At 58.4% G+C, this 26816-nt stretch carries 24 protein-coding genes; 14 read left to right on the forward strand and 10 right to left on the reverse strand.

Annotated elements, in window-relative coordinates; genetic code table 11:
• Positions 1-17 precede the first annotated feature (17 nt).
• The 6 genes from Q4577_RS07940 to Q4577_RS07965 form a co-directional block, all read right to left on the reverse strand.
• Positions 18-305 (reverse strand): MSMEG_0570 family nitrogen starvation response protein, encoded by a 288-nt coding sequence (locus Q4577_RS07940; RefSeq protein ID WP_244688114.1) that lies wholly within the window; start codon positions 303-305, stop codon positions 18-20.
• The gene (locus Q4577_RS07945) at positions 298-1257 is read right to left on the reverse strand and encodes a sll0787 family AIR synthase-like protein (RefSeq protein ID WP_303469197.1); all 960 of its coding nucleotides are present in this window, start codon (positions 1255-1257) and stop codon (positions 298-300) included. Before Q4577_RS07945 ends, Q4577_RS07940 begins: the two co-directional genes overlap by 8 nt.
• Positions 1254-1805, reverse strand: a complete 552-nt coding sequence (locus Q4577_RS07950) for an MSMEG_0567/Sll0786 family nitrogen starvation N-acetyltransferase (RefSeq protein ID WP_303469198.1) — start codon at positions 1803-1805, stop codon at positions 1254-1256. Before Q4577_RS07950 ends, Q4577_RS07945 begins: the two co-directional genes overlap by 4 nt.
• Complete coding sequence (locus tag Q4577_RS07955; RefSeq protein WP_303469199.1) at positions 1802-2920, reverse strand: MSMEG_0568 family radical SAM protein; 1119 nt, start codon at positions 2918-2920, stop codon at positions 1802-1804. The genes Q4577_RS07950 and Q4577_RS07955 overlap by 4 nt, the downstream gene beginning before the upstream one ends.
• Positions 2913-3887, reverse strand: a complete 975-nt coding sequence (locus Q4577_RS07960; RefSeq protein WP_303469200.1) for a Nit6803 family nitrilase — start codon at positions 3885-3887, stop codon at positions 2913-2915. Before Q4577_RS07960 ends, Q4577_RS07955 begins: the two co-directional genes overlap by 8 nt.
• 75 nt (positions 3888-3962) lie before the next feature.
• On the reverse strand, positions 3963-4445 hold the full coding sequence (locus Q4577_RS07965; protein ID WP_244688125.1) for an MSMEG_0572/Sll0783 family nitrogen starvation response protein: 483 nt from the start codon (positions 4443-4445) through the stop codon (positions 3963-3965).
• A 284-nt stretch (positions 4446-4729) separates the two neighbouring features.
• On the opposite strand from Q4577_RS07965, the gene Q4577_RS07970 reads away from it, so the two are divergent.
• On the forward strand, positions 4730-6097 hold the full coding sequence (locus Q4577_RS07970) for a PLP-dependent aminotransferase family protein (protein ID WP_303469202.1): 1368 nt from the start codon (positions 4730-4732) through the stop codon (positions 6095-6097).
• A 24-nt stretch (positions 6098-6121) separates the two neighbouring features.
• On the opposite strand, the gene Q4577_RS07975 is transcribed toward Q4577_RS07970, so the two are convergent.
• Positions 6122-8725, reverse strand: a complete 2604-nt coding sequence (locus Q4577_RS07975; protein ID WP_303469203.1) for a DEAD/DEAH box helicase — start codon at positions 8723-8725, stop codon at positions 6122-6124.
• Positions 8725-10560 carry a site-specific DNA-methyltransferase gene (locus tag Q4577_RS07980; RefSeq protein ID WP_303469204.1) on the reverse strand — a complete coding sequence of 612 codons (1836 nt, stop codon included), beginning with the start codon at positions 10558-10560 and terminating at the stop codon, positions 8725-8727. The genes Q4577_RS07975 and Q4577_RS07980 overlap by 1 nt, the downstream gene beginning before the upstream one ends.
• A gap of 296 nt (positions 10561-10856) precedes the next feature.
• Here Q4577_RS07980 and Q4577_RS07985 point away from each other — a divergent pair, with 296 nt between their 5' ends.
• Genes Q4577_RS07985 through Q4577_RS08005 form a run of 5 tightly spaced genes read left to right on the forward strand, consistent with a single transcriptional unit; the run spans position 10857 to position 16312 of the window.
• Positions 10857-11822 carry an ABC transporter substrate-binding protein gene (locus Q4577_RS07985; protein ID WP_244688136.1) on the forward strand — a complete coding sequence of 322 codons (966 nt, stop codon included), beginning with the start codon at positions 10857-10859 and terminating at the stop codon, positions 11820-11822.
• 58 nt (positions 11823-11880) lie between these two features.
• Positions 11881-13401: a sugar ABC transporter ATP-binding protein gene (locus tag Q4577_RS07990; protein WP_303469206.1), complete on the forward strand. Its 1521-nt coding sequence runs from the start codon at positions 11881-11883 to the stop codon at positions 13399-13401.
• Positions 13398-14387 (forward strand): ABC transporter permease, encoded by a 990-nt coding sequence (locus Q4577_RS07995; protein ID WP_303469207.1) that lies wholly within the window; start codon positions 13398-13400, stop codon positions 14385-14387. The genes Q4577_RS07990 and Q4577_RS07995 overlap by 4 nt, the downstream gene beginning before the upstream one ends.
• Complete coding sequence (locus Q4577_RS08000) at positions 14377-15405, forward strand: ABC transporter permease (protein ID WP_303469208.1); 1029 nt, start codon at positions 14377-14379, stop codon at positions 15403-15405. The genes Q4577_RS07995 and Q4577_RS08000 overlap by 11 nt, the downstream gene beginning before the upstream one ends.
• Positions 15406-15412: 7 nt before the next feature.
• Complete coding sequence (locus tag Q4577_RS08005; protein ID WP_303469209.1) at positions 15413-16312, forward strand: SMP-30/gluconolactonase/LRE family protein; 900 nt, start codon at positions 15413-15415, stop codon at positions 16310-16312.
• Positions 16313-16351: 39 nt separating this feature from the next.
• Here Q4577_RS08005 and Q4577_RS08010 read toward each other — a convergent pair whose 3' ends face one another.
• The gene (locus Q4577_RS08010; RefSeq protein WP_303469211.1) at positions 16352-17029 is read right to left on the reverse strand and encodes a GntR family transcriptional regulator; all 678 of its coding nucleotides are present in this window, start codon (positions 17027-17029) and stop codon (positions 16352-16354) included.
• Between the two features lie 110 nt (positions 17030-17139).
• Here Q4577_RS08010 and Q4577_RS08015 point away from each other — a divergent pair, with 110 nt between their 5' ends.
• Positions 17140-18072 carry a 2-dehydro-3-deoxygalactonokinase gene (locus Q4577_RS08015; RefSeq protein ID WP_303469212.1) on the forward strand — a complete coding sequence of 311 codons (933 nt, stop codon included), beginning with the start codon at positions 17140-17142 and terminating at the stop codon, positions 18070-18072.
• An 80-nt stretch (positions 18073-18152) separates the two neighbouring features.
• Here Q4577_RS08015 and Q4577_RS08020 read toward each other — a convergent pair whose 3' ends face one another.
• Positions 18153-18866 (reverse strand): HAD-IA family hydrolase, encoded by a 714-nt coding sequence (locus Q4577_RS08020; protein ID WP_303469213.1) that lies wholly within the window; start codon positions 18864-18866, stop codon positions 18153-18155.
• Positions 18867-19225: 359 nt separating this feature from the next.
• Here Q4577_RS08020 and Q4577_RS08025 point away from each other — a divergent pair, with 359 nt between their 5' ends.
• The 7 genes from Q4577_RS08025 to Q4577_RS08055 all read left to right on the forward strand — a co-directional run bounded on the left by Q4577_RS08025 (position 19226) and on the right by Q4577_RS08055 (position 26726).
• Positions 19226-20914, forward strand: a complete 1689-nt coding sequence (locus Q4577_RS08025) for a thiamine pyrophosphate-binding protein (RefSeq protein ID WP_303469214.1) — start codon at positions 19226-19228, stop codon at positions 20912-20914.
• A complete protein-coding gene (locus Q4577_RS08030) occupies positions 20914-21861 on the forward strand; it encodes a 3-hydroxyacyl-CoA dehydrogenase family protein (protein WP_303469215.1) in 948 nt (315 codons plus the stop codon). The genes Q4577_RS08025 and Q4577_RS08030 overlap by 1 nt, the downstream gene beginning before the upstream one ends.
• Before the next feature lie 344 nt (positions 21862-22205).
• Positions 22206-23342, forward strand: coding sequence for an ABC transporter substrate-binding protein (locus Q4577_RS08035; RefSeq protein WP_303469216.1), 1137 nt, complete (start codon positions 22206-22208; stop codon positions 23340-23342).
• Between the two features lie 67 nt (positions 23343-23409).
• On the forward strand, positions 23410-24291 hold the full coding sequence (locus Q4577_RS08040) for a branched-chain amino acid ABC transporter permease (RefSeq protein ID WP_303469218.1): 882 nt from the start codon (positions 23410-23412) through the stop codon (positions 24289-24291).
• Positions 24291-25262: a branched-chain amino acid ABC transporter permease gene (locus Q4577_RS08045; RefSeq protein WP_244688161.1), complete on the forward strand. Its 972-nt coding sequence runs from the start codon at positions 24291-24293 to the stop codon at positions 25260-25262. The genes Q4577_RS08040 and Q4577_RS08045 overlap by 1 nt, the downstream gene beginning before the upstream one ends.
• Positions 25249-26028 (forward strand): ABC transporter ATP-binding protein, encoded by a 780-nt coding sequence (locus Q4577_RS08050; protein ID WP_303469219.1) that lies wholly within the window; start codon positions 25249-25251, stop codon positions 26026-26028. Before Q4577_RS08045 ends, Q4577_RS08050 begins: the two co-directional genes overlap by 14 nt.
• Entirely contained in the window at positions 26022-26726 is a 705-nt protein-coding gene (locus Q4577_RS08055; protein WP_244688165.1) for an ABC transporter ATP-binding protein, read from the forward strand. The genes Q4577_RS08050 and Q4577_RS08055 overlap by 7 nt, the downstream gene beginning before the upstream one ends.
• The last annotated feature ends 90 nt before the right edge of the window (positions 26727-26816 follow it).

Here is a 26816-nt window from a genome sequence, read left to right on the forward strand (position 1 = left end):
TGTCCTCATTCGGGGTCTCACTGGGTGATCTTCAGACAGGTGACGTCGCCCGTGGCGGCACCGTCAAATTCCGCCACCCGCGCCTCGATCTTGTCGAGCTGATCCATCGCCGAGGAACAGGCAAAGCCATATTTCGCCGCGACCCGGTTCGATGCGCGTTCCAACGCGATGCGCGCCCGGGTCTGGAAATCGGCCAGCGGATAGCTTTGACCGGGGGTGAACAATTCGGCCACCACGGTGGAGGGCGAATACAGCGCTTCTTCGCGGCCATCAGGCCAGCGCACGGTCCAAATGGTTTCAGGCATCAGACTCTCCGAGGTTCATGTAAGGGGTGGTCGCATGGTCCCAGAACAGCGCGCTGTCCCCGTCATGGGTCAGCGTCACGGCGCTGCCCTCGGTCACGCGCCCAATCGGGGCGGCGTCGATCCCGCGCACGGCAAAACGGCCACAGACCGCATTCGCCCATTCCGGCGCGACCGACAAAAGAAAGCCAAAGCTGGGAAAGCTGCGCAGCCAACGGTCCATTGGCACGCCCGGTGGCGGGGTGATCGCATCAAGGTCAATTGTCATGCCAACCCCCGAACATTCCGCCAGCATCAGCGCGGTTCCGATCATCCCGGCCTGGCTTATGTCTTTGCCCGCGCGCACCAATTCGGCCTCGGCCAGTTCCGGCAAGAGCGCTAGATCGCGGCGCAGCCTATCGCCGGGCGCATCCAGAGCGGCGCAATAATTGTCAAAGTTGCGATAGCTGCCGCGCTGATCCACCGCCGCAATCAACAGATCGCCGGGGCGGGCGTCAAAGCTGGTGATCAACTGTTCGGCCCGGCCAAACACCGTGGCCGCAATGCCCAGATCCGGGGCGGACAGATTGGTATGGCCGCCCACCAGCGGCACGCCATAGCGATCCGCCGCATCGCGCAACCCCTGCAACAGGGGCTTTGCCGTGTCGTCATCCGGGGCCCAGATTTGATCCACCAGTGCCACGGACCGTCCGCCCATCGCCGCAATATCCGACAGGTTGACCATCACCGCGCACCAGCCTGCAAACCACGGATCATCTTTGACAAAGGCCGGGATGAAACCTTCGCCCGCCAAAAGATCATAACCGCCGTCACGGGGCAGGGGGGCGGCATCGTCCCCCGGGGTGCCGGGGCTGGAGGCCGCAAGCCCCAGCGCCGCCGTTGTCCTGGAGATGCCCAGTTTTGATTGGACCGAAGGATGTGCGCGCAGCGCGTCGGTCAGATCGGCGAGGCTCATTTCCGCATCTCTCTGATGCGGGGGCGGTGATACCAGCCGGACACCGGATCATCGCAGGGGGGATAGTGGTTCAGGTCCGCTTGCATTTTCATGTGGGGGGTGTTCTGGATCATCACCTCTTCCAGCCGTTCCCAGCGCAACCGGCGAAACAGCACCACATTTTGCATCTGCACATGGGCCAGAAACCGGGTGCAGCCGCGTGCATTGGCGGTCGACACCGCCAGCCGGATCAATTCCGCGCCCAGCCGACCGACGTGACGAAAACTCTGATCGACGGCCAATCGCGATCCCCACCACACGCCCGGCGTTTCTTCGTGAATGCGCACGGTGCCGACAACTTCGTCCGCTTCATGGGCATAGGTGGACATCGCCACCAGATGGGTGGCAATCAAATCGGTCTCGTCCCGGTCGTGATCAGGGAAAATCCGCTGTTCTTCGACAAAGACACGCTGGCGCAGGGCCGCCGCGCCGCTGGCCTCAAACGGTTTGGATGCGGCGCGAATGTAATAGCCGGGGCATTGAAACTGGCGGGGTTCAAGCTCGATCATGCGGGCACCTGCGCCGGGACTTTCAGCTTTTCATAGGTTGCCAACGCCGAACAGGCGCCGCATTTGCCACAGCCCGCCTTCATCTTGGACGAGTCGATGCCGGCCCGCGCAATCATCGCGCCCAGCGGGCGCAGGATGGATGCCATGAATTCCGATGTCGGGGCGGGGTGGCTTTCCAATGGCGTGCCCGAAATCGGCACAAAGGGCACCACAAAGGGATAGACCCCCATATCACAGAGCTTTTCGCTCATCTCCAGAATCGCGCGCGGGGTGTCGCCCAGACCGGCCAGAATATAGGTCGACACCTGCCCGCGCCCGAATACCTTGACCGCCGCCTCAAAGCTGGAAAAATACTTTTCCAGCGGCACGCTGGCCTTGCCCGGCATGATCCGGTTGCGCACTTCGGGCGTCACAGCCTCTAAATGCATGCCAAGCGTATCAATCCCGGCGTCGAACATCCGCTGATGCCATGCGTCGTCTTCGGGTGGTTCGCATTGCCCTTGAAGTGGCAGGTCCACCGCCGCCTTGATCGCCTCGGCACTTTCGCAAAGCACCTTGGCGCCCCGGTCCTTTCCCGCCGGCGTGCCGGTGGTCAAAACCATATGGGTCACGCCGTCCAGTTCGACCGCGGCTTTGGCCACTTCGGCCAGTTGTGCGGGGGTTTTGTGGGCAACGGTGCGCCCGGCGGCAAGGCTCTGACCGATCGAGCAAAACTGACAGGTCTTCTTGCGGCTTTCATAGCGGATACAGGTCTGCAGCACCGTGGTCGCCAGCACATCCCGCGAATGCAACGTCGCAATATGGCTATAGGGAATGCCATCCGCTGTCTTGCGTTGATAGAATTTCGCCCGCGTGGGAAAACGCACCTGCGCCACCTCGGCCCCGTCACGCAGCACCCGCGCTGCGCCGGTGGCATCCGGCGCCTCTACCAGAAAGGGGCTGTCAAAGGATGGCGCGGTATGCACCGGGATCATGACCGTCCGGTCGCCAATGGTGATCGCCTTGTGATCGGATGGCCCGGCCCCGCCCCGGCGGCTTTCCTGTCCGGCACGCGGATCAACCAGCCGCATGCCCCGGGTTTGCAAGTCATTGATAAGCGTCGCAGTATCAGACATTTTCCGGCGTCTCCTCTGGGTCGGTGGTGGCAATCGGGTCTTGGGTATGGCGCGTCACAGCGGGGCGCATATCGTGATTGAGGCTGAGCAATTCAGGCCGCGCATAATGCCCGACGCTGTCCATCATCCGCTTGCGTTTGGCGATCAGCCGCATGTCCAGATCGGCGATTGCAATGCCTTCGCCTTCGGTGATCGGATCGCACAGATGCCGGCCTTCGGGGCTGATGATGCAGGTCATGCACCCATCGCGCATCGCCTTTTGCAGCTTGGGATCGGGGTGCAGCGATGTGATCTGATCCTCACTCAGCCAGCCGGTGGCATTGACCACAAAACAGCCCGCCTCCAGCGCGTGATGGCGCATCGTCACTTCGATCTGTTCGCCGAAAATCGGGCCGACCAAACTACCGGGGAAATGCGCGGCGTGAATTTCTTCGTGCTGGGTCATCAGCGCATAGCGCGCCAGCGGATTGTAATGTTCCCAACAGGCCAGCGCCCCAACGCGGCCCACTTTGGTGTCCACCACCTTTAGCCCCGCGCCATCGCCCTGGCCCCAAACCATGCGTTCATGATAGGTCGGCGTGATCTTGCGTCGTTTCAGCGCCAGCGTGCCATCGGCATCAAATATCAACTGGGTGTTGAACAGCGATCCATGGTCACGCTCGTTCACCCCCAGCACCACCACAACCCCGCGTTTGCGCGCCGCATCGGCCACCGCTTGGGTTTCCGGCGACGGCACGACAACCGCCTCTTGCATCAATTCCAGATGCGCCGCGCCTTGCTGAACCGGCGGCAGAACAAAGCTGAAATAGGGGTAATAGGGCACAAAGGTTTCGGGAAATACGATGAACTCTGCGCCCTTGTCCGCCGCTTCGGCGATGGCATTCAGCACCCGTTCAATGGTGCCGGCACGCCCCGACAGATCGGGCGCGATCTGAACGGCGGCGGCGCGAACGATGTCGGTTCTCATGCGTGGTGGCCTTTTTGGTTTCGAAAAATTTGGCCGGATCAGACGGGGGAGAACGCCCAATCCGGCCCTCGGCGATCAGACAGTCCAGGTGTCGAGGATCACCGCATCCGCCTTTTTGTGCAGCAGGATGCAATCCAGCACGTCCTGCGGCGCAATCGGGATAATACCCGGCAACAGCGACGGTTCGCCGTGGCCATACAGCGCCTGAAGCGCAAACCGGCAGGCATAGACCTTGCCGCCTTCGCCCATGAATTTGTTCAGATTGACGGCAAAGTTCTGGTGGCCGGGGAACGCCTCATCGCCCAGCGTCGGGAACCCGCGTTGAATGCCCAGGGTGACGCCGGGGCCATACAGCAGGATCGAGGTTTCATACCCTTTGCGGTTCAGCCGGATCGCATTCAGGATATTGACCAGCCCGATCGACCCTTCGAAGGCCACGGTGTGAAAGGTCACAAGTGCCTTTTCGCCTTCGTCCGCCTTGACGTCTTCGAAAACTTTTTCTTCGTAGTTGACGAAAAAATCGCCGTCTTTGTGCATCTCTTTGGTGACTTCGGGCATCGTGTGATCCGCTTTCTGTTGTTGCGTTGTGATGCAACAATTGGTGCAGCAGTCCGATTGTATGAATCAATTGTCAGTGCAATTTGCATACAATATTATCGGATGATTTTCCGAAATGTGGCGAAAATAGCCTGTAATTTGTGCAAAACCGATCAATTGCCCTACAATTTCCGGCCCCAAAGGTGCATCAGCCCCGCAATCGGCTGAGTCGCATCAATCCATACAATACCCCTTCAAATTGTCGGGCAATTGGCGTAAGCAGGCAAAAAGACGAAGGCACAGCAATGATCACATGGACCCCCACCGGCCTTGAAAATGGCAAACCCCGCTATCTGGCGATTGCCGATGCCATTGCGCATGACATCCGGCGCGGGCGCCTGGCCGATGGCACCCGTCTGCCGCCGCAACGCAAATTGGCCGAGGTTCTGGGCATTGATTTCACCACCGTGTCGCGCGCCTATTCCGAGGCGCAGGCGCGTGGCCATGTCGAAAGCCACGTCGGGCGGGGCACATTCGTGCGCGGCAGCGTGGTGTCAAATACCCCCGACACCGCCCGCGCGGGCGAAGAAGACCTGTCGATGAACATGCCCCCCGAACCCACCGATCCAGAGCTGTTGCGCCGGATGCAGGAGGGGTTGGGATATGTGTCCGCCAATCTGATTGATCTGTTGCGCTATCAATCCACCACCGGATCGGATCGCGATAAAACCGCCGCATCAAGCTGGCTGTCGATGCGCGGCATGGTGCCGGCGCTGGAACGGGTGGCGGTGACGCCGGGGGCCCATGCGACGATGGCGGCGATCTTGTCGATCATCACCCGCCCGGGCGATACCGTGCTCTGCGAGGCGGTGACCTATCCGGGTATTCGCAATGTGGCGGGGCGGTTTGGTGTCAAACTGGTGGGGGTGGCCACCGATGACGATGGCATTCTGCCGGATGCGCTCGACGCCGCGATTGTCGAACATGCGCCAAAGGCGCTTTACCTCAACCCGACGCTGCACAATCCCACCACGCTGACCATCCCCGCGCCGCGCCGCGAAACCATTGCCGCCGTGCTGTTGCGCCATGATCTGACCCTGATCGAGGATGACGCCTATGGCTTTATTCCGGCCAAGGCCCCGCCGCCGCTGGCGTTGTCTGCGCCGGAACTGACATGGCATATTGGCGGGCTGGCGAAATGCATCGGCGCGGGGCTGCGGCTGGCTTATACCATCGCGCCCTCACCGCGCTGCGCCTTTCATCTGACCCAGGCGATCCGGGCGTTGTCGGTCATGCCTTCGCCCCTGTCGATGGCGCTGACCACCCAATGGATCGAAGATGGCACCGCCGACAGCATCCGCCGGTTTGTGCGGGCAGAAAGCGCCGCGCGACAGGCCATCGCAGCAGAGGTGCTGCGCGGGTTCGAATTTCGTGCGGCTGACAATGCGTTCAACCTATGGCTCGAACTGCCCACGGGGGTGACCCGCGCCGATGTGATTGCGCGTATGGCGCGCCGGCCGATTGGTCTTATGCCTTCGGACGCATTCACCGTGACGGGGCCGCCGGGCGAACATATCCGTGTCGGCCTTGGCGGGCCGGTGACACGTGATGCGCTGCGCGACGCTTTGCATTTCCTGGCCAATACGATGGCGCCCAATTCGTATATGGGATGACAGCACCCGGCATGTGCCGCCCCCTTACTTTGAAATGAGCGGTGGAAGGTCGGCGGGAATGTCTTCCATCAGTATCAGGGCGCATTCCACGGTTTCGCCGGTCATGGCGATCTGAAGCTGACCGGCGGGCACGGCCTGATCCCAGGCGAAATTCTCGGTCAGGAATTTCAGCACCTCCCGCTTGTAGTCGGTGTCGGGGTTTTGCAGGTGTTTGCCCTTGGTTTCCAGAACAACGATGCGCCCGGTGCCCGCAGTTTTGCCCGTGGCAAAGATGAAATCGGGGTAGATGCGCCCGCGTTTCCAGCCCTGTAATCCATAGTTCGATTTCGCCACGTTGCGGTGCCACCATGTCACGGCGGCATCGCCGTCAAGATGGACCGCGACGCCCTGTTCCTGGCCGTTCAGGTCATTGCGATACACCGGCGAAAACAGGCTCTGTTTCAGCGCCCCGCCATCAGCGCCGGTCAGATGTGGCGCATTGGGCGGTTGCGTGGACAGGATGTGATCGGGCATCTGCCAGTTGTTGCCGTCAAGGCGAAGCCGGAACTGAATGCCCCCGGATTTCACCAGCGCGCGAAAGACCGCTTCGGCGCGTGCATCGCGTTCCTTGGTCAGGCCGCTGCGCAGCCGGTCGATGATCACACCAGAGGCTTCGCCGCGTTTCGCCGCGTCAAATCCACGAACCTCCAGCCCCTGAAGTACCTCTGCGACGATCGCACGCGCCACAAAGGGATTGGGCACAAGATCAGAGATCACCCGCACCGCATAAGGCGGATCAAAGCGCAGGGCCTCGGCCGCTGCGGCACCCAACTCTCCCTTGAAATGCTGGTCTGCGCCTGCCTCGGTCAGGGCAATGCGCTGCATCTGCGCCGCGATTTGTTGGGGGGTGTCCGGGATCGCCGCGACCACATCGGTGGGTGTGTAGCCGCGCCAGTCGATGGCCGACAAGATATCGGTTTCATAGTCGAGCTCGCGTGCCTCATCGCCATCGACCTTCAAAACCTTCGGCAGGTAGATTTGCAGGCTTTTGAGGCGCGCGCGCCGATTGACCCTGTGTGCGGTTTTTGGGGTGGCGTCGGTGCCCTCCTGTGGCACCTCGATGATCAGATCGGCCAGACCGTCGCGTTCCAGCCCCGTCTTGATCGCCTTGACCACGTCGCGCGTTGCCGCGTGATGTGTCACCACATAACATTCATCCAGCGCCGCCACACCGGTTTTAAGCGCATGGGGTTGCCGCAGGATACGGCCCACCAACTGGGTCATTGCGGATTGATTGGACGCCGCCGCAAGCGAGCACAGCACATAGGCAAAGGGGCAATCCCAGCCTTCTTGCAGCGCCGCTTTGGTCACGATCACCCGCACTTGGTTCAGGGGCGACAGAAGATCCTGGTTCTCGGGTTGTTTCAGATCGTTTTGTTCCGCCGTCTTGATCGCGATTTCCGCCGTGTCCAGCCCGGATCGCAACAGCCATTCCTTTACATCTTCTGCATGGATATGGTGGCCGTCGCGCTGATCCTTGCCTGTGCGCTCCACCTGAACCAGCATGATTGGCCGGATATGGGTCGCAGCCCCGGTGTCAGCCGCATAGGCGCTTGCCTTGGCTTGCAGGCTGTCCAATTTGGCCAGCGCCGCCGTCAGCGTGCCGCGCCAATCGGTGCCCTGCCTTGGTTCAAGGTTCAGGGGCATCTTGATCATGTCTTCTGCGTGCAATTCGCGCCCGGTGACTTCGACCAGAAGGTTGGCGTAGCGCGCCGGGGCAGGGGTGGCACCGCTGCGGGCGGCCACATCTTTGGGGGTTGCGGTCAGTTCCAGAACAAAGATCGGATTGAAACCATAGAGGGTCTTGTGCGCCAGTTCGGATGTGGCTTTCTGGCCTTCATCCAGCACCACAACCGGCTGGATCTTGCGCAGAGCATTGCCGAGCGAGTCCTTCACCATCGGGAACAGGCCGCCATAGCCGTCCAGGTTGGGGACATGCGCCAGATCGCGGGCATGTCCGGCCTGATCGCCTTCGGGCGGGAAAAAGCCATGAACGTCCCCCCGGTCGCGGAACATGCGCAGCGTGTCCTTGTTCTGTCGATTGCTGGCCTGCAACATCAACACCATGACACAGAGATGCGATGCCACATCGCGGGCATCCAGCCGGTCAGATTTCTCCATGATCTTGACCCGGCCCGCCGCCGCGCGATCCAACGCCTGGCGGTAGGGGTGCTGCCGGTTCTTCAGGGTCTTCAGCGTCTGGGCATAAATCGCCTCATTCGGCACGACCCAAAGGACAAAGCCGGTGTTTTTCGCCAGATAGCGCCCCATGATGCGGCTGACCGCATTGACCGCCAGCCATGTCTTGCCGCCGCCAGTGGGCACCTTGAGCGTCGCATTGGGCACCGACCGCCCGATGCCATCCTTGCGCGGCGAAAAGGGTATCGCCGCCCGCGACGGCGGCAAGCGCCCGGCGGATTTCATGTTGTTCCAGGCCGCTTCGGCAAAGTCGAAGGCGGGCAGCGGCAGGTTCGGATTGGATCTGCGCAGGGCGTCAATCTGATCCGCTTCGGCCTTGCGCGCCTTTAATTCGTCCAGATAGGCATCCAACGTGTCCAGCACCCGCGCCTGATAGTCGAGTGCGCGCATCAATCGCCCGCCATCCGGTAGAGTGCAAAGGGCAGCGGAACGAATTCGACGGCCAGACCTTCGGTATCCAGCATCCGCTGGCTGACATGGCGGGCCGGGGCAAAGACAAGATGTCTGGCGCCGCCATGTGTTGCCGAAATCTGTTTGGCGAAGCTCAGGGTGAGTGCCGCGCTGGGCGATTTCAACCAGTCCAGATCGGGTTGATACATCAGCCAGACATGGGTGCCACTGGCCGCGCCCACATAATACGCCGCCGCCCGGGTCGTGGCCGGGTCCAGCGGTTGCGACGTCGCCATGTGGAACAGCACCCCCGCCAAAGCGTCGTATGATGGCAAGTCCCTGCCGGTCAGGATGTGGTCGAGGTCCACAGGTTCCCCAAGCGTGCAATAGGTGAATGCCCCGCCCAGCCCCTCGGCACGTTTTTCCACGCGCTTTTCGCCGGTGACGATCAATTCGCCGCCCTTCACCTCTTTCTTGATCCGGTTGTATGCATGGCCATGCAGGGTTTCGACCGCCTGTACCTTTTCGGTCAGTTTGTCGGCCTTTTGCAGTTTCGACCAAGACAGCTTTTCCCGCAGCAATTCGGTGCGCTGTGTGCCGGTAAAGTCATAGCCGTTGATCACCCGGCGCAGCCGTTCCGCGGTCAGTTGGTCGGCATAATCCTCCATCTCGACAAGGATGAAGCGCCGGTTGCCATTGTCGCGCTGATTGGCGTCCAAAACCGCATGGCCGGTGGTGCCGGACCCGGCAAAGGAGTCGAGGACAATGGCATTTTCGTTGCCACAGACGCCCAGGACATAGTCTACGATTGCTTTTGGCTTTGGGGTTTCGAACACCTTGGTGCCGAATATGGCCTTGAGCTGAGCCGTGCCATCGGCGTTGCTGCCCTGACCCGCCAGCCAGGTTGACCAGCCAAATGCCTTGTCCGGGTCCCGTAATTTTTCATAGGGAACCCAGCGTTCGGTCTTGCCATTGACGACGACGCCATCATCAAAGGGTCTGATTTCCCAATGGGCCGGATCTGGCGAGGTTTCCAGCTGTTTCATCAGCTTGTTGTCCTTGCCAAAGCGCCAGCAACCCTCTTTGCCGTCGTTTCTGATCGGATAGACAATCGTTCCATCCGGCGCGGTCAGAGGAAAGAACATGGTTTCCCGGTCGCGCCGGTGAGAGTTCGCACCCCATTTGTTCAGCTCACGCCCCTTGGCATATTCCCCAATCGAATCTTCCAGGTTCAGAACGATTTCGGCGCTTACCTGTTTCGTCAGTTCAGGATCGCCGCCGCCATAGAATACGATGTATTCGTGACCTGTCCGCAGCGCGGATTTTTGTTTGCCGCCACTGGGGTCAGACAGCCAGCAGGCAATCGCAAGCCGGTTATCAGCGCCAAAGGCTTCATCCATCAGCCTCAACAGGCTATCAATTTCGTTGTTGTCTATGGCGACCGCGATCATGCCGGTTTCTGCCAGCAATTGCTGCAACAACCGCAACCTTGGCCACATCATCGCGCACCATTTGTCATGGCGCAGGCCGTCCTCGACCCCGATCGGGTTCGCGTCAAGCCATTCCCGGATCATCGGGGCGTTGACGTTGTCATTATAGGACCAACCCTCATTCCCGGTGTTATAGGGCGGGTCGATGAAGATGCAGTCCACCTTGCCGGCATACATCGGCAGCAGCGCCTTCAGCGCATGCAGATTGTCGCCCTGGACGATCAGGTTGCCGTCCAGCCGAGCATCGCCAATCCCCTTGTCCGGCTGCGTGATCAAGGGGCGAAACGGTACGGCAAGGTGATGATTCCAAACAAATTCCTTGCCCTTGAATATCAGTTCCGTCATCGCATCTGCCCTTGATTTCTCTGGCCTCCTTAGATCATTTCTGCCGCCGCTCCGGCAAGCGCCGAATGGGGCGTGCGCGTAGATGCCAGTGCCAATGGCGATGCCCCGCCAACAGGGCGCGAATACCAATTTGGGGGTCGAACAGGGCGTGTTGGTCAAAAACGCCAATCACGCCAAGGGTTTGTTTGCTCTCTTTCCGGGTTCCGGTCCCATGTTGACAAATTCGGGGACGTCATGCTATTTCTGCGATCTGTGATCTCATAATTACGTGGGATTTTTACGAAAGGGAGGGCGACATGTTCAAGAAAATTGCTGCAGGGATGATTGCGTCAGTATTTGGCGTAACCGCGTCAATGGCACAGGATTTGCCGACGTTGACGATGAAGGAAAGCTACAAGGTTGGTTTCGCGCAGGCGGAAAGCAACGGGTTGTGGCGCTTGGCCGAAACCGAAAGCGTCAAGTCGACAGCAGCCGATCTGGGGCATCAGCTGGTGTTCACGGATGCGGCGGGTTCCGCTGCCAAACAGGTATCGGATGTGCGCTCTTTGATTGCACAGGGCGTTGACGTCATCCTGATTGCGCCACGTGAAGAAAAGCCGCTGGTTCCGGCTGTCATGGCGGCAAAGCGTGCGGGCATTCCGGTGATTTTGCTTGATCGCAATGTCGATCAGGCCGTCGCTCAGGCGGGGCGCGACTATGTCACATTCATTGGGTCCGACTTTGTGCTTCAGGGCAAGCGTGTTGCCGAGTGGCTGTTGGAAAACCATCCTGATGGCGGAAAAATTCTAGAGATTGAGGGGACGGTCGGGTCTTCGCCTGCGAATGATCGCAAAACCGGTTTTGACACAGCCATCGCCGCGAACAGCGCGTTTGAAATTCTGGATTCTCAATCGGGTGACTTCAATCGCGATGTCGGTCGCAAAGTCGTCGAAACGCTGCTTCTGGCACATCCGGATGCAGATATCATCTATTCCCACAGCGATGAAATGACGATGGGTGCGATTTCGGCCATCGAAGCTGCGGGTAAGATCCCCGGCAAGGACATCATGATTGTCGGCATTGATGCGGGCAAGGAAGTGGTCGAACAGGTTGCCGCCGGCAAGGTTCACTATCTGGTCGAATCCAGCCCGAAGATGGGTCCGAAGGCGTTCGAAACAATTGACCGTCTTGCGGCCGGTGAGGCGATCGAACCTTGGGTTGTTCTTCCCGATGACGACTATGGCCAGGGCAATGCGGCTGCGAAGCTTGATCAGGCTTGGTGATTGATTGCATTCACCGGCGACATGTTTCGCCGGTGAAACCCCAAAAGGAGCCGCAGAAATGTCGATGATTGAAATGACCGGTATCTGCAAAGCCTATGGCGGTGTGCCTGCATTGAGCGATGTGCGGCTCAGTTTGGAACCCGGTCGTGCCATGGCGTTGATCGGGCAAAATGGCGCGGGAAAATCCACGTTGATCCGCATTCTGACCGGCGCGACGGGCCGCGATAGCGGTCAGGTTGTGATGGACGGACAGGATGTTGATTTCGCCTCCCCCTATGAGGCGTTGGAAAGCGGCATCAGCACGATCTATCAGGAAATCAACCTTATCCCGCAGCGGACCGTTGCCGAGAATATTTTCCTCGGACGAGAGCCGACGCGGCTTGGGATGATTGCGTATAAAACGATGAACGCGCGTGCCGCACAGGCATTGGCAGAGTTTGGTGTCGACATTGATGTCAGCCGACCCTTGGGCGATTTCAATGCGGCGACGCGCCAAATGGTGGCAATTGCACGCGCGGTGCAGCTGGAGTCCAAGGTTGTCATCTTTGACGAGTCGAGCTCGTCACTTGACCGGCGCGAAGTGGAATTTCTGTTCTCGGCCATGCGCAAGCTGAAGGCCAAGGGCGTTGCAATTGTCTTTGTCAGTCACAAGCTGGATGAGCTTTATGCGGTCTGTGATGATGTCACCATCATGCGTGACGGGCGCACAGTCGGCGAACATGTGCTTTCAGAGCTTTCCAAAAAGCAACTAGTCGAAATCATGCTTGGCAAGACCTTTGATGCGTTCACACGATCCGCGCGGACCGAAGCACCACGCGAGACCGCCGCGCGGCTCAGGGCGAAAGACATGCAAACGAACAGCGGTCTGGCCTCTGTCAATCTGCATGTGGCGGCGGGGGAAATTCTCGGGCTGGCGGGGCTTTTGGGGTCAGGGCGCACAGAGACGGCGCATGCGTTGTTCGGTGCGGACAAGCTGACGCATGGCTCTATCGAGATCCAGCAAAAGCCGGTTGCGTTCGACCGACCTGCGGATGCGATTGTGGCGGGGATCGGGCTGTGCAGCGAAGACCGGAAGGTTGACGGCATCGTGCCCGACATGAGCGTGGCAGAGAACTTGACCCTCGCGTTGCTGCCAAGCCTGACCCATTGGGGGATTGTCGACACAAAGCGCCGTGACGAGATCGCCGATGTCTTTATCGAAAAGCTGAATATCAAGGTCGCCTCGCGCACGCAAAAGATCAGCCAGCTGTCTGGCGGCAATCAGCAAAAAGTGTTGTTGGCACGTTGGTTGGCGATGAACCTGAGCGTCCTGATCGTGGATGAACCGACGCGGGGCATTGATGTGGGCGCAAAGGCAGAAATACTCTCGGTCATCAAGGATTTGGCGGCAGAGGGTCTTGGCGTTCTGTTGATCTCTTCCGAGATGGAGGAGGTCGTGGCCGTTGCGGATCGCGTGACGGTCTTGTGGGATGGCCAAACCATCGCAGACCTGAGCGGGCCCCAAATCACCGAGGACAACATCCTGTCCACGATTGCATCGGGCGATGCGATTTTGGACCACGCAGAAGGTGCAGCATGACCGATCTTTCCTCTCAGAAGTTTCCGCAGTTCGGGGATCTGCGACAGGCGCTTGCGCAATACACCGTCGGCATCGCCTTTTTGGCGCTGGTTTTGTTGAACCTGCTGATTACCCCGAATTTTGCGAGCATGAATACGATCTCTGTCAATCTGACACAGGTTTGCACCATCGTTATCGTCGCTGTCGGGATGACCTTTGTGATTGCGTCGGGGGGCATTGACCTTTCGGTTGGGTCGACAATGGCCATTGCCGGGGCTTTGGCGCCGTTGATCTTTACCGGCGCGTTCCTTGGCATCACCGACCCGTTTCTTGGTGTCGTGGTCGCGATTGTCCTGCCGCTTGTCGTGGGTGGATGTCTTGGTCTGTTTAACGGCTTTCTGATAACCCATTATAATATTCAGCCTATCGTCGCGACCTTGGTGTTGTTCGTGACGGGCCGTGGCATTGCGCAGGTCCTGACCAACGGCAGTCTTCAGGTTTTCAATCGCCCCGATTTTCAGTTCATCGCCCTGGCGCGGCTCTGGGGCATTCCGGTGCAGGTCTTCATCATGCTTGCGGTGGTGTTTCTTGGGGCTTTCCTGCTGCGCAAGACGTTGTTTGGGCGGTATCTTCTGGCCTCTGGTGGCAATGCCGCTGCGGCGAAGATGGTTGGTATCAACGTCCGCTGGGTCCGGCTTGTTGCCTATGCGATTTGCGGTGTGCTGTCGGCCTTGGCGGGGTTGATCGTTGTAGCGCGCAATGGGGCCAGTGACGCCAACCTTGTGGGGTTGGGGATTGAGCTGGATGCAATCGCAGCGGCGGCCATTGGGGGCACGCTTTTGACAGGGGGGCGGGCGACCATTTTGGGGACATTCCTTGGGGCCTGCGTCATTCAACTTGTGCGATACACCCTGCTTGCAAATGGTGTGCCCGATTCAGCGGCCCTTGTTTTCAAGGCGGTCATCATCATTCTCGCTGTGAGGATTCAACGTAAACATGTCAATTAATCACACATCTGTCCCCGCTGCGGGGCGCGCGCGCGATCCGAAAAACATGCGCGCTGCCCTTGGCAAAAACGCAATGGGTTTGGCCGTCTGGGCCACCCTGTTGTTGATGGTTCTGTTTGGCTGGTTGCGCTACGACAACTTCCTCGGCGCTTACAATATTTTCTCGTTCTTCCAATACAATGCGATCTTTGCGGCGATCTCTTTGGGGATGTGTTTTGTCATTGTGACTGGGGGGATCGACCTTTCGGTGGGCGGGGCGGCGGCCCTGGCCTCTGTCCTGGCGGCGATGGCGTCCCCATATGGGGTGATGCCGGGAATAATTGTGGGTGTCGGTGCCGGCATGTGTGTCGGGGTGCTGAACGCATATTGCGTGGTTCATATGCGCATTGCCCCCTTTATCGCGACTTTGGCCACGGCCTTGGCCAGCACGGGCACAGCCCTGTTGATCAGTAACAACCAAAGCGTCGGCGTGTCCTATGAAACCCTGTTTATCGAATTCGGGCAGGGGGATTGGCTTGGGATGCCAATTCCGGCTGTTCTGGTCGGTGTGCTGTTTGTTGGCGGTTGGCTTGTGCTGTCCCGCTTGCCGCTTGGGCGTCGTATCCTGGCCGTCGGCGGGGGAGAGGATGCCTCTCGTCTGATGGGGGTGCGCACGGATCGGATTATCTTTGGGGTCTATATCTTTTCCGGTGTCATGGCGGGGCTTGCCGGTGCCATCCTTGCCGCTCAGTTTGGCGCAGGGCAACCCACCGAAGGCACAGGATGGGAGCTATTCGCCATCGCGGCTGTGGTTGTCGGGGGAACCTTGCTCACAGGTGGTGAGGGGTCGGTGGTGGCCACGCTTGGGGGTGTTTTGCTTCTGGGGCTTTTGTTCAACATGCTGAACTTTGAAAATGGCAAAGGCTGGATTTCGCTGTCGGCCTATTGGCAATCGGTCATTCGCGGCGGCTTCTTGTTGGTCTTTATCGTCGTACAGGCCAAAATCGCCCAGGGCCGAGAAGCGGCAAAGCATCTGTGAGGGTCGAATGGTGAAATTGACATGTCTTGCCGATGGGTTGGGCTGGCCCGAAGGTCCGACGAAACTGGCCGATGGGCGCATCGCGTTTGTTGAAACCTATCGCAGCCGCGTTTCGGTGCTGGAGGCCGACGGAACAGTGGCAAGTTTCGCAGAGACGGGCGGCGGCCCCAATGCCGCGCTGTCCGGCGCGGATGGCTGCGTCTACGTCACCCAGAACGGCGGCGTCATTGGTCCATGGGAGGCCGATGTCAAACAGCCGCCCTCCATTCAGGTCGTGCTGCCAAATGGCGCGGTGGAAATCCTTGCCGACGAGGTCGACGGCCACAAGCTTCGGGCGCCCAATGATCTGGTTTTCGGACCAAATGGCTGGCTTTATTTTACCGATCCCGGCGGGGCGTTCGATCCCGTCGCCAAGAGCAATCCTGGCTTCATCTGCGCGTTGCGTCCCGATGGCAGCGGTGTTGTGCTGGCAGAGCTGCCACCGACCTATCCCAATGGTATCGTGGTCGAAGCGTCAGGCGATGTCGTTTGGGTCGAATCCTATACATGCGCCGTGCGCAGGTTGTCGCATGGCGCAATAACCACGCTGTGTACCTTGCCCGACGGGTGTATCCCCGACGGTTTGAAAATCGGTCAATCCGGTCAGCTGTATATCACGGGTTGCCAAAGCGGGACGGTTGAAATCGTGACGCGCGAAGGCGCCATTGCCGGGTCGATTGCGGTTGGAACCGTGCCCACAAATTGTGTGTTTGCCGATGGCGGTTTGTATGTCACCGACGGTGGGAAACCGGGCCTGTCGCCCGCATCCAACCGAGAGGGGGCGCTGTGGCATTGCAGCGGGCTGGAGGAGGACGGGCAGGCGTTGTTTGAGGGCCGCATTGATATGCCCAGCGGACCGGGCTGCTAAGCCCGCCCGTCCCGCATGTCGCACAGCGAAGGTGGCTTTCTAGCCCTTCCCATCCGCGATCAAATGCGCCTTCACGACATCCGCCGCCTCCGAGATGTCGAGCTCGACCGCGCGGCGTGCCCCGTCGGAATCTGCGGTTTGCATCGCCTCCAGCATGGCTTCGTGCTGTTGGTTTGAGCTTGCGACAGTTTCATCGCGCTTGGTGTTGAAGCGCAAAATTGGTCCGACGCGAAGCCATAGAAGCTCGATCATCTGCACCAGACTGTCAGAATCCGCCATTTCGTAGATTTGAAAGTGCAGCAGCCGGTTCAGCTCTAGGTGTTTTTCGCTGTTATTCTCGGTCTCGTCCAATTGTTCGACGAGCGAGGCGATTTTTGACAGTTTTCTTTTTGTGGTGCGTTGGGCTGCCTTGGCGGCGGCTGTGCCTTCCAACAGCAGGCGCAGCTCTGTCAGCTCGGAGAATTCCTTGAGGTTGAGATCGGGGAGCGCAATGGTGCGGTTTTCCAATTTGACCATCCCGCCCTCGGCCACCAAACGGTGAAAAGCTTCCCGCACCGGCATCTGACTGACGCCCAGTTGCGCGGCAACATTGCGCGTGCTGAGCTTTTCGCCCGGGGCGAATTTTCCCGACGAAATTGCTTCTCTCACACGTTCATAGACCAGCTCGTTGGCAGAGCGGTGCGCGATGGGTTTGAGGCTTTTCAAGTCGGAAGTCATGTCGAATTTTCACCTAAAATGAAGACTGGTTGCACTTACTCTATCAGGGTTTATTGACCGGTACATCAGAATTGTGATATGCGATCTGTGATCTCAATTTAGGATAACCGATGGCTTCCCGACAAACATTCAATATTTTCGTGGACTGGGGAACAACCAATCTAAGGGCGTATCTGGTCACGGAGCACGGTCAATGCGTTGACGAGTTGCACGAAAGGACCGGCGTAAAGAACCTGAACGGTCAAACCTGTCAGGAGGTTCTTGACGTGATCACAGCGGCTTGGCGCGTTTCGCACAAGGTACGTCGCGTGCTTTTGGTTGGGATGGTCGGTAGTGAAATTGGCTGGACCGTGGTCCCCCTGATAGAGGGGCCCTGCGGGATCACGCAAACCTCCGAAGGGCTGGTAGAGGTCGATGTCGAGGGCTTTCAATTGGTTCAGATCGTCCCCGGCGTGCGGACACAAGTGAGAAGCCCCGCGACCGGTATGATGCGCGGCGAGGAGGTCCAGGTTTTTGGTTCTGCTGTCGCGGCGGAAAACAAGGACATGTTGGTGTGTTTGCCGGGATCGCATTCGAAATGGGTCCTGACGCGGGGGAGTGAGATCAAGGGGATCTCGACCTTCATGACAGGTGAATTGTTTCAGGTGCTCCGTGAGCATAGTGTCTTGAAGGAAAGTCTGGCGACAGGCGACGCCAGCATCAACGATCACCATTTTCGCGAGGGTCTGAAAGCGGTGCAATCGGGGGAAAGCATCCTGAAGCTGATGTTTTCGGTTCGTATTGAGAAAGTTTGCGATCCTGTCCGCAGCAACGCCGAGCGCCTTTCGTTTCTGTCGGGCGTATTGATCGGTGCCGAGGTCATGGCGGGCCTGAAGAGCCTGCCGGACCCGTCGGATCGTTCAATCGTATTTGTCGGCAATGGTGTCCTGGCAAAAGCCTATGAGACGACGTTCCAGTTTTTTGATTGTAACGTCAGGACCGTGGACGTGCGCGAGGCCTTCTTGAAGGGCTGTCAGCGCGTTTTGGAATGTTCACCGGCCTAGCCGCACTTCGGTTTTATACAGGTACTTGCCCAAAAAGGCGCGCCACAACGGCGCGCTTTTGTCTGTGGCGGCCGCGCCCCTTACAACAGGGCGGTTTTCAGCGCTGCGAAGTCTTCGACGATGAGGTCATGGTCGGTCACAGGGTCCAGCGTTGGCGTGGTTTGATGGCCCCATTCCTGCGGGCGATGCACGAAAGCCGTTTTGAAACCCTGTTCCTTTGCGGCATTGAGGTCGAAGTTGTGGCAGGCGACCATCAGGATTTCAGACGGGTCAAGCTGTAGGAACTGTGCGCCCCGGCGGTAAACTTCGGGGTTTGGTTTGTAAGCGCCGATCGCCTCACATGGGAAAATGGCGTCCCAGTGAATGTTGTTGTGCCGCGCGGTGTCGATGACGATTCTATAGCTCAGAACGGTGAGGGGGCACATTAGGTATTTGGCGCGCAGCTCTCTGTGCGCTTGCGCAAAGCCGGCCCAGCAATTGAAGCTGTGAACCGCTTCGTATGCGATGTAATGGCGGTCTTCTGCCGTGAAAATCCCCAACCCATGTTCAAACAGCAGGTGATCCAATGCCTCGCGGTGTGCGTTGTCAAAGGTGTATGTCTGCATGTCGTCCGGTGCGACGGCCAATATCAGGTCCAGGGATCGGCGGCGCAATTCATTAGCCAGATCCTTCCAGTTTCGCGCAAAACCATACTTTGCGCCGACGGTTTCGAAGGCCTCTGCAAAGCCTGAGTGCCAGTCCAGAACCGTGCCACCAGTATCAAACGTCAGAGCCTTGATATGGGCGAGTGTCATTTATACCTCCTTGCATTTGCGATCTGTGATCTCAAATATTACTAAGGCTGGATGTTGAAGTTGCAAGCGCTAATGCCGCTTCGCCCCTCTGGGGCGCGCATGGGGGGCAATTCGGTCGCGGGATGTCCGCCGGGATTCGGTTTGGCTGAGGGTGGAAATCGTCTTTTGTGCGCCGCTGTCTCTCGTGATCTGCATGCGCGTGCCGTGCGAATGTCGAAATTTTCCTGCGTGATAACAAGCGGATGTCGAATTCTTCCGGGGCGGTTTGCCCGTCGGCTTTTCTTGATACTTGTGCGATCTGAGATCGCAGTATATGGTGGCGCCAGAAATGAAGAATGATCGACTGAGGAGATCGGAAAGTGACTGCAGACAATAAAACTTCCAACACGGGTGCCGAGTTTATTGCGGATAGTGTTCAGGGTCTCGGCATCGACCATGTGTTCTTTGTCGATGCCGTTTTGCGCGAGACCCTCGTCGCGCTGGAGAAACGCGGCATCAAACGCATTCTTGCCCATTCGGAAAAATCCGCGGCCTATATGGCCGATGGTTTTGCCCGCGCCACGGGGAAGCTTGGGGTTTGCATGGCGCAATCTGTCGGCGCGGCCAATCTCGCGGCTGGTTTGCAGGATGCCTATCTGAACCGGACGCCGGTTTTGGCGATCACCGGCAAGAAGGATGCCATGCACCAGTATCGCAATTCCTACCAAGAGGTGCCGCATGCGCCGCTGTATGAATCGGTGACGAAGTATCAGGCCGATGTCGATGAAATCGACCAACTGCCCTACCTGTTGAAGCAAGCGGTGCGATCGGCCTTTACCGGCACCAAACGCCCGGTGCATTTGGATTTCATGCATTACCGTGGTTCCGACATCGAAGATGCAACGCTGCAGCTTCCTGCCGGGGTTTACGCGCAATTCGTGACGCCCGATGCGGCGGATCAGGCGCCCGCGTCAGAGGCGTCGCTTGCGGCGGCGATGTCGCGTCTTGTTGCGGCGGAGCGGCCGATGATGGTCGTCGGCATGGGGGCGGATGAGGCCGGAATCGCCGATGCGCTTCGCCAGTTTGCCGAGAAGTTTGATGTGCCAATCGCGACCTCTGTCGGGGGCCGCAGCTTGATCGAAACATCACATCCCTTGCACTTTGGGGTGGTGGGAACCTATTCCGCCCCTTACGCAAACGAGATGCTGTTTGATGCGGATCTGGTGATCTATGTCGGGTGCCACACCGGCGATCAGATCAGCTGCGATTGGAAAATTCCGGCGACAGCAACGCCCATCATCCATATTGATATTGATCCCGCCGAACTGGGCCGAAACTATCCGAATACATGTGGCCTTGCGGGGCATCCGGTCAAGGTGCTGGAGCAACTGGTCGCAGCCGGTGAGGCGCAGTCGCGTGCGGCGTGGACCGCAAAATGTGCAAAAGCACAATCGGATTGGGTCGCGAGCTATCAGGATATCATCACAAGCCCGCAGCAACCCATTCGGGCCGAGCGTTTGGCATATGACCTTTCGGATGCGCTGCCGGATGATGCGATTGTTGTTGCCGATACCGGGTTTTCCGCGACCTGGACGGCGCAGCTTACAGAGTTCCGCAAACCGACACAGCAATACATCCGCGCGGCGGGATCGCTCGGGTGGGCGTTTCCTGCGGCGGTTGGCGTGAAATGTGGGCAAATGAACCGCCCTGTCATTTGCTTCACAGGTGACGGCGCGATGCATTACCACTCGTCCGAGCTTGAAACCGTTCGGCGCTGGAATATCCCGCTGATCACGATTGTGAACAACAATTCCTCGTTGGGGCAGGGGCTTCGGTCGGTGAAGCAATTGTACAAGGATCGCGACGGCAATCTCGACGATTTGGTGAACTTCCACCCAATCAATTTTGCAGAACTGGCCGAGGTCTATGGCATCAAGGGCATGCGCGTCGAGCGGGCCGAGGACATTGTCCCGACCATCAAGAAAGCAATTGAATTGGGAGAGCCGGTTGTGATTGACGTTGTCACAGACGCGGATTGCAACCCTCAGCCAGCTTGGATCCCTGCATAATGTCTCCAACGTTTGAAAATATTTGCATCATTGGTGCGGGCGTCATGGGGCACGGTATTGCCGTGGTCCATGCGCTTGGCGGCAGCAAGGTCGTTCTGTGCGATCTGTCGGACGAGGCGCTTGAAAAGGCGAAATCCCAGATCGCCGGCGCTTTTGAGACCCTGTGCGAAGGACAGGTCGCGACGGCCGCGGATGTCGCGCAGGCACAGGCGCTGATCACCTATTCGACCGATCTGGATACGGCTCTGGCGACGACCGATTATGTCGTCGAGGCCATTACCGAAGATCTGGAGATCAAGCGGCGCATCTTCAACCGTATCGAGGCGCTCGCGCCAAAGGATGCGGTGGTCACCAGCAACACGTCATACCTGGATATCTTTCCGGCCTTGCCCGAAGGATTGCGGGCGCGTGCCTTTGTCGTGCACTGGTACACGCCGCCCTATATTATTGATCTTGTTGATGTTGTGCCCGCGCCGGAAGTTCCGGTCGCGCTGGCGGACAAGCTTATGTCGTACCTCACGGCGCTTGGAAAGAAGCCGGTCCGGCTAAAGAAATTCATTCCGGGCTATATCGCCAACCGGGTGCAAATGGCCATCGAGAGCGAGATTTTTCACCTGCTGGATGCCGGTATTGCCGACGCCGCGGACATTGATGAGTCGATCCGAGAGGGGCTGGCCATGCGCTTGGCCTTGTTCGGGCAGTTCAAGAAAATTGACTATACGGGCGTTAAAATCGTTCGCGACAGTCACAAGCTTGGGGCCTATGTTCCGCCGGTATTGCCAACCGGCAGTCAGGCTTTGGACAAAATGGTCGAGGACGGTCACGAGGGCGTTTCGCATGGCAGGGGCTTTTATGACTACGCCGGGCAATCCCCGATCGAGCTGTTCCATGAGCGCGACATGAACCTCATGGCGGTAAAGCGCGCGTTAAAGCCACTCAAGACATAATTCGCTCGTCTCCTCCCTGAGCGAATTTGGTAGGGCCGCACCCCAGGGTTTCTTGGGTGTGCGGTCTTTGCCGTTGTCAGGGCAATTTTCATGACTGTCTTTCACCGGCGGCGGGGCTTCTTCGCGATTTGCTATTCATTTAAACGTTCTGTTTTCAGCGGCTTAGGGGATTGTTGCCCGAGCTGGCCTTGTTCTCAGGGAAATTCCTTGCGTAATTTGCGATCTCAGATCACAATATGCTTTGTCTCACGGAGGAAAGAGACGAATCGACCACGGCACTGCCCGCATCGCGGCATGTGCCGTCAACGAATTGGCGTTTCGTCGCCAGCAGGAGGAAAGAATTCATGTTCACCAAACGAGGTTTTTTGGCCGCGACCGTCGCAGCCAGCGCGCTTTTCACAGCACATTTCGCATCCGCACAGGACACCACGCAAATCGGCTTTTTCGGGCCGCTGACAGGCCCAAGCGCCCAGCTTGGACAATCCTTGCGCAATGGCGCCTTGGTTGCGCTTGACGAGATCAACGCCGCTGGCGGTGTGTTGGGGCACCAAATCGAAATGATCGAATACGACGACCGTTCGTCCCCCGAACAGGCCGTGCGTTCCGCGACCAAACTGGTGCAAGTCGACAATGTCGCCTTTATCGTCGGCTCTCTGCACAGTGGCAATATCCTGGCGTCCGGCCCTGTCATTGAAGAGGCCCAGGTCCCTCTTATCGGGGCAGGCACGTCGCCGACATGGCTGGAAAGTGGTTACACCTATCTGTTCCGTGCGCTCGGCAACAGCAGCCTGTCGATCAAGGAGTTGGCGAAATACGCCAAGGCGCACGAGCTGAACGAGATTGTCGTATTCCACACCAATGACGAATACGGCAACGCGGGCGCAAGAGCATTCTCGATGACCGCCGAGGAATATGGCCTCTCGTTGGTTGGCGATGAATCCTTCACCCGTGGCGACCGTGATTTCACCGGACAAATCGCATCAATCGTAAAGGCGTCGCCGGATGCGGTTTTGATCTGGGCGATTGGCGATGACCTTGGCCCCGTGACCAAGCAATTGCGTCAGCTGGGCTATTTTGGCCCGATCCTGGGGGCCGAAGGCTATACCACGCCGGAAGCGATTGAAATCGCCGGGTCGACGGCGAATGGCGTCATCCTTGCCTCGCAATACCTGCTGCCAGACTCCCCCGAGGAGGCATCGAATGACGCGATCAAAAGCTTTCTTGAGGATTACGTCGCATTGATCGGACGTATGCCGGATTCCGACAATTCCTATCGCGGCTATGATGCGGTGAAGCTTTTTGCAGAGGCCGCAGAAGCCGCCGGAACATTCGACGGCGCAACCCTGCGCGATGCGATCAACAATATCGAAGGGTATGAGGGGCTCGCCGGGACGTTCAATTTCGTTGGCGGTCAAGGCGAGGGGATCGACGCGGTCCGCTTGTTTGCAATCGAAGACGGCAACTTCTCCGAAGTGCAATAACCCCTAATCGCAACTCTGGGCCTGTGGCATCCCCTGCCGCAGGCCTCTCTTATGCAGGCGGCATACAATGCAATTTTTCATCCAACTTGCCCTCGGCGGGCTGATGGTCGGCGCCATCTATGCGCTGCTCGGAATGGGGTATAGCCTTATTTACCGCGCGTCGGGTTTGCTGACCTTCGCCCAGGGCGACTACTTCATGCTTGGCGCATTTCTGACCTTTACCTTTTCGGTATTGGTGGGACTTCCGTTCTTTGTGGTCCTGCCCCTTGTTGGCGCGCTGATGCTTGGGCTCGGGTTCTTGACCGAACGGGTGTTGATCGGCCCGCTCATTGCGCGCGGAAGCGGCCCGATTCACATCGTTCTTGCGACCATTGGCCTTTCTATCTTCTTGCAGAACATGGCGATGATCATTTGGGGCAGCCAAGGGTTTCACGTGCCTTCCGTGATGGGTGATATGCCCATGAAGTTCGGCGATATCTATGTCGTTCCGCAAAATCTGGCGATTGTGTTCATCACGCTTGGCATCATGGTCGCGCTGCATATTTTCATGAACAAAAGCAAGGTCGGCACCGCGTTGCGCGCGGCGGCCCAGGATAAGATGGCAGCGGCGACATTGGGCATCAATGTTGTCTTTGCGATTGGTTTGACCTGGGGGATTTCCGTTGGGTTGGCCGGGATTGCCGGTCTGTTGATCGCGCCCATTTTTGGCGTCACGGCGCATATGGGCCTTCTGGTTGGCCTCAAGGGTTTCGCCGCCGCCGTGGTCGGGGGCTATGGCTCTATCTATGGCGCTGTGATCGGGGGCTTTCTGGTTGGTTTGATCGAAGCGTTATCCTCTGGCTACATCGATTCAAGCTTCAAGGACGTCGTGGTTTTCGGCGTGCTCTTGTTGGTGCTGTTTGTGCGCCCCGAAGGTCTTTTGCCAAGCCCTGCGTTGGAGGATCTCTGATGGGTCAGATCAATCAAAAGTATGTCCTGGCGGTGCTGTTGGTCGCGCTGGTCTGTGTGCCGCTGATATTGACCAACAACTATCTGTTGCTGGTTGCCACGTTGATCGGGATTTACATCATCGTGAACTGCGGCCTTGATATCGTGTTCGGTTATTCCGGGCAGATCACATTGGGGCAGGCCGGCTTTTACGCCATTGGGGCCTATTCTTCGGCGATCTTGTCCATTCATACAGAAATCCCGGTGATTTTCTGCATGATTTTCGGCGGTTTGCTGTCGTCGTTTCTTGGCATGTTGGTGGCCATTCCATCCGTCAAACTGGTGCACCATTTTCTGGCGATGGTGACGATCGGTTTTGGCGAAATCATTCGACTGCTTGCGATGAATGGTGGCGAGCTCACAGGGGCGGCGGACGGGATTTCGTTCATCCCGAAACTGAACCTTTTTGGCTATGTCTTTGAAACGGTCGGGTCTTATTACTACTTCGTTCTGGCCTGTGTCGTGGTCTTCCTTGTGATCAAGCACAACCTTGTCACCTCCCGGGTGGGGCGCGCGTTCCGGTCCATTCGTGATGACAATGCGGCGGCTGCGGCTTTCGGGATCAATGTGCGCCGGATGAAGGTCACAGCCTTCACCGTCGAGGGGTTTTTCGGCGGCTTTGGTGGCGCGCTTTATGCCCATTTGGTCGGCTTCATCAGCCCGGAAACCTTTGCGCTGCAACAGTCGGTCATCTTCCTGACCATGGTTCTGTTGGGGGGCAGCGGGACGCTCTGGGGCCCGGTGATCGGCACCGTGCTGATTTCGATCCTGTTCGAAGCTCTTCAGCCCTTTGGCCAGGTTCAGATGGTTGTCTATGGGTTGATCATCATGGTGGTCATCATGTTCCTGCCGCGCGGAATTGCAGGCACGTTGAACGACCGTTTTAACCGCCAGAATTCCAAAAAACTGGAGCTATCAAGTGACGCTTCTTAAAGTAGATAACGTAACCAAGCGCTTTGCGGGATTGACGGCTGTCGACTCGTGCTCCTTTAGCGTCGAACGGGGCGCGGTTCATGCGCTGATCGGCCCGAACGGCGCGGGCAAAACCACCATGTTCAACATGATTGGCGGGGCGCTTGCGGTCTCGGATGGGGCGATCAATTTCGATGGCCAGGATTTGGCGGGGACACTGCCGCATGATCGCATGAAGATGGGCATTGCGCGCACATTTCAGCTGATCAGCCTGTTCAAAGAGATGAACGTCATCGAAAACGTCATGGCGGGGGCCTATTGTCGAACGCATTCGGGGATCTTGGCGTCGATGTTGAATTTGCCCAGTGCCCGCCGTGAAGCCGAAGCGACAAAGGCGCGGGCGCTTGAGCTGCTGGATTTTGTCGGTTTGGGCGATAGCGTGGGCGCGGGTTTGATGCTTGCCGGCAGCCTGTCCTATGGCGAGCAGCGCATTCTCGAAATCGCCCGTGCGCTTGCGGGGGACCCCAAGCTGATCTTGCTGGATGAGCCTGCGGCGGGGATGAACCCGACAGAGAAAATCCGCCTTAGCGATACCATTCGACAGATCGCAAACAAGGGTGTGACCGTGTTGATCGTCGAGCATGACATGCAGCTGGTCATGGGCGTCGCGGACAAGATTACAGTGCTCGATCACGGTGTTCGGATTGCAGAAGGTCTGCCCAAGGACATCCAGAACGACCCCGAGGTCATCAGGGCCTATATTGGTGAAGGAGCCGAGCAATGCTGAGCGTCAAGGGTTTGAAGTTTCGCTATGGCAATGTCGAGACGCTGCATGGCATTGATCTGGAGGTCAATGCAGGTGAGGTTGTTGCGCTGATTGGGGCCAATGGCGCAGGCAAGACCACGACATTGCGCTGTGTTTCCGGCATCCTGAAACCCTATGCCGGGTCCATCACGTTGAATGGGGCCGATCTGACCACCATGCCACCGCATCAAATCGCGCGAAACGGTATCGGGCACGTGCTTGAGGGGCGGCATCTTTTCAAGGGGCTGACGGTGCGCGAAAATCTGTTGATGGGGTCATATGGGCGACAGGACAGCGACGGCATTTCGGAAGATCTTGAAACGGTCTATGCGCTGTTCCCAAGGGTGAAGGAGCGTCTCGGACAGGTGAGCGGAACGCTGAGCGGTGGCGAGCAACAAATGGTCGCCATGGCGCGCTCTTTGATGGCGAAACCCAAGATCCTGCTGTTGGACGAACCTTCCATGGGGCTTGCCCCCAAGGTCATCGATACGATTTTCGAAATCATTCACAATGTCGCTGACACGGGGTTGCCTATCCTGTTGGTCGAACAGAATGCAAAGCGCGCGTTGAACATGTCCAAGCGGGCCTATGTTCTGGAGATCGGCAATGTTGTCCTGAGCGGCTCTGGTGAGGATCTGTCAAAGGACGAGGCGGTGCAGCGCAGCTACCTCGGTGGCTAGGGGCAGGATGAATGGGGCCTGACCCCAAGGTATAGGCGCGGTATCATCGCGTGCGATCCCAGCGCGCGGCATGCGATGATACCGCAACAA

The organism is Marinovum sp. 2_MG-2023 (assembly GCF_030548265.1).
In the GTDB taxonomy this organism is placed as follows: Bacteria; Pseudomonadota; Alphaproteobacteria; order Rhodobacterales; family Rhodobacteraceae; genus Marinovum.

Bases quoted from the DNA above. Each gene is read 5' to 3' on its own strand.
- Q4577_RS08000 (WP_303469208.1), top strand. From the start codon at position 14,377: ATGTCAATTAATCACACATCTGTCCCCGCTGCGGGGCGCGCGCGCGAT.
- Q4577_RS07960 (WP_303469200.1), bottom strand. From the start codon at position 3,887: ATGAGAACCGACATCGTTCGCGCCGCCGCCGTTCAGATCGCGCCCGAT.
- Q4577_RS07975 (WP_303469203.1), bottom strand. From the start codon at position 8,725: ATGCGCGCACTCGACTATCAGGCGCGGGTGCTGGACACGTTGGATGCC.
- Q4577_RS07965 (WP_244688125.1), bottom strand. From the start codon at position 4,445: ATGCCCGAAGTCACCAAAGAGATGCACAAAGACGGCGATTTTTTCGTC.
- Q4577_RS07940 (WP_244688114.1), bottom strand. From the start codon at position 305: ATGCCTGAAACCATTTGGACCGTGCGCTGGCCTGATGGCCGCGAAGAA.
- Q4577_RS08040 (WP_303469218.1), top strand. From the start codon at position 23,410: ATGCAATTTTTCATCCAACTTGCCCTCGGCGGGCTGATGGTCGGCGCC.
- Q4577_RS08030 (WP_303469215.1), top strand. From the start codon at position 20,914: ATGTCTCCAACGTTTGAAAATATTTGCATCATTGGTGCGGGCGTCATG.
- Q4577_RS07955 (WP_303469199.1), bottom strand. From the start codon at position 2,920: ATGTCTGATACTGCGACGCTTATCAATGACTTGCAAACCCGGGGCATG.
- Q4577_RS07985 (WP_244688136.1), top strand. From the start codon at position 10,857: ATGTTCAAGAAAATTGCTGCAGGGATGATTGCGTCAGTATTTGGCGTA.
- Q4577_RS07950 (WP_303469198.1), bottom strand. From the start codon at position 1,805: ATGATCGAGCTTGAACCCCGCCAGTTTCAATGCCCCGGCTATTACATT.
- Q4577_RS08005 (WP_303469209.1), top strand. From the start codon at position 15,413: ATGGTGAAATTGACATGTCTTGCCGATGGGTTGGGCTGGCCCGAAGGT.
- Q4577_RS07995 (WP_303469207.1), top strand. From the start codon at position 13,398: ATGACCGATCTTTCCTCTCAGAAGTTTCCGCAGTTCGGGGATCTGCGA.
- Q4577_RS08015 (WP_303469212.1), top strand. From the start codon at position 17,140: ATGGCTTCCCGACAAACATTCAATATTTTCGTGGACTGGGGAACAACC.
- Q4577_RS08035 (WP_303469216.1), top strand. From the start codon at position 22,206: ATGTTCACCAAACGAGGTTTTTTGGCCGCGACCGTCGCAGCCAGCGCG.
- Q4577_RS08055 (WP_244688165.1), top strand. From the start codon at position 26,022: ATGCTGAGCGTCAAGGGTTTGAAGTTTCGCTATGGCAATGTCGAGACG.
- Q4577_RS08045 (WP_244688161.1), top strand. From the start codon at position 24,291: ATGGGTCAGATCAATCAAAAGTATGTCCTGGCGGTGCTGTTGGTCGCG.
- Q4577_RS07980 (WP_303469204.1), bottom strand. From the start codon at position 10,560: ATGACGGAACTGATATTCAAGGGCAAGGAATTTGTTTGGAATCATCAC.
- Q4577_RS07990 (WP_303469206.1), top strand. From the start codon at position 11,881: ATGTCGATGATTGAAATGACCGGTATCTGCAAAGCCTATGGCGGTGTG.
- Q4577_RS08020 (WP_303469213.1), bottom strand. From the start codon at position 18,866: ATGACACTCGCCCATATCAAGGCTCTGACGTTTGATACTGGTGGCACG.
- Q4577_RS08010 (WP_303469211.1), bottom strand. From the start codon at position 17,029: ATGACTTCCGACTTGAAAAGCCTCAAACCCATCGCGCACCGCTCTGCC.
- Q4577_RS07945 (WP_303469197.1), bottom strand. From the start codon at position 1,257: ATGAGCCTCGCCGATCTGACCGACGCGCTGCGCGCACATCCTTCGGTC.
- Q4577_RS07970 (WP_303469202.1), top strand. From the start codon at position 4,730: ATGATCACATGGACCCCCACCGGCCTTGAAAATGGCAAACCCCGCTAT.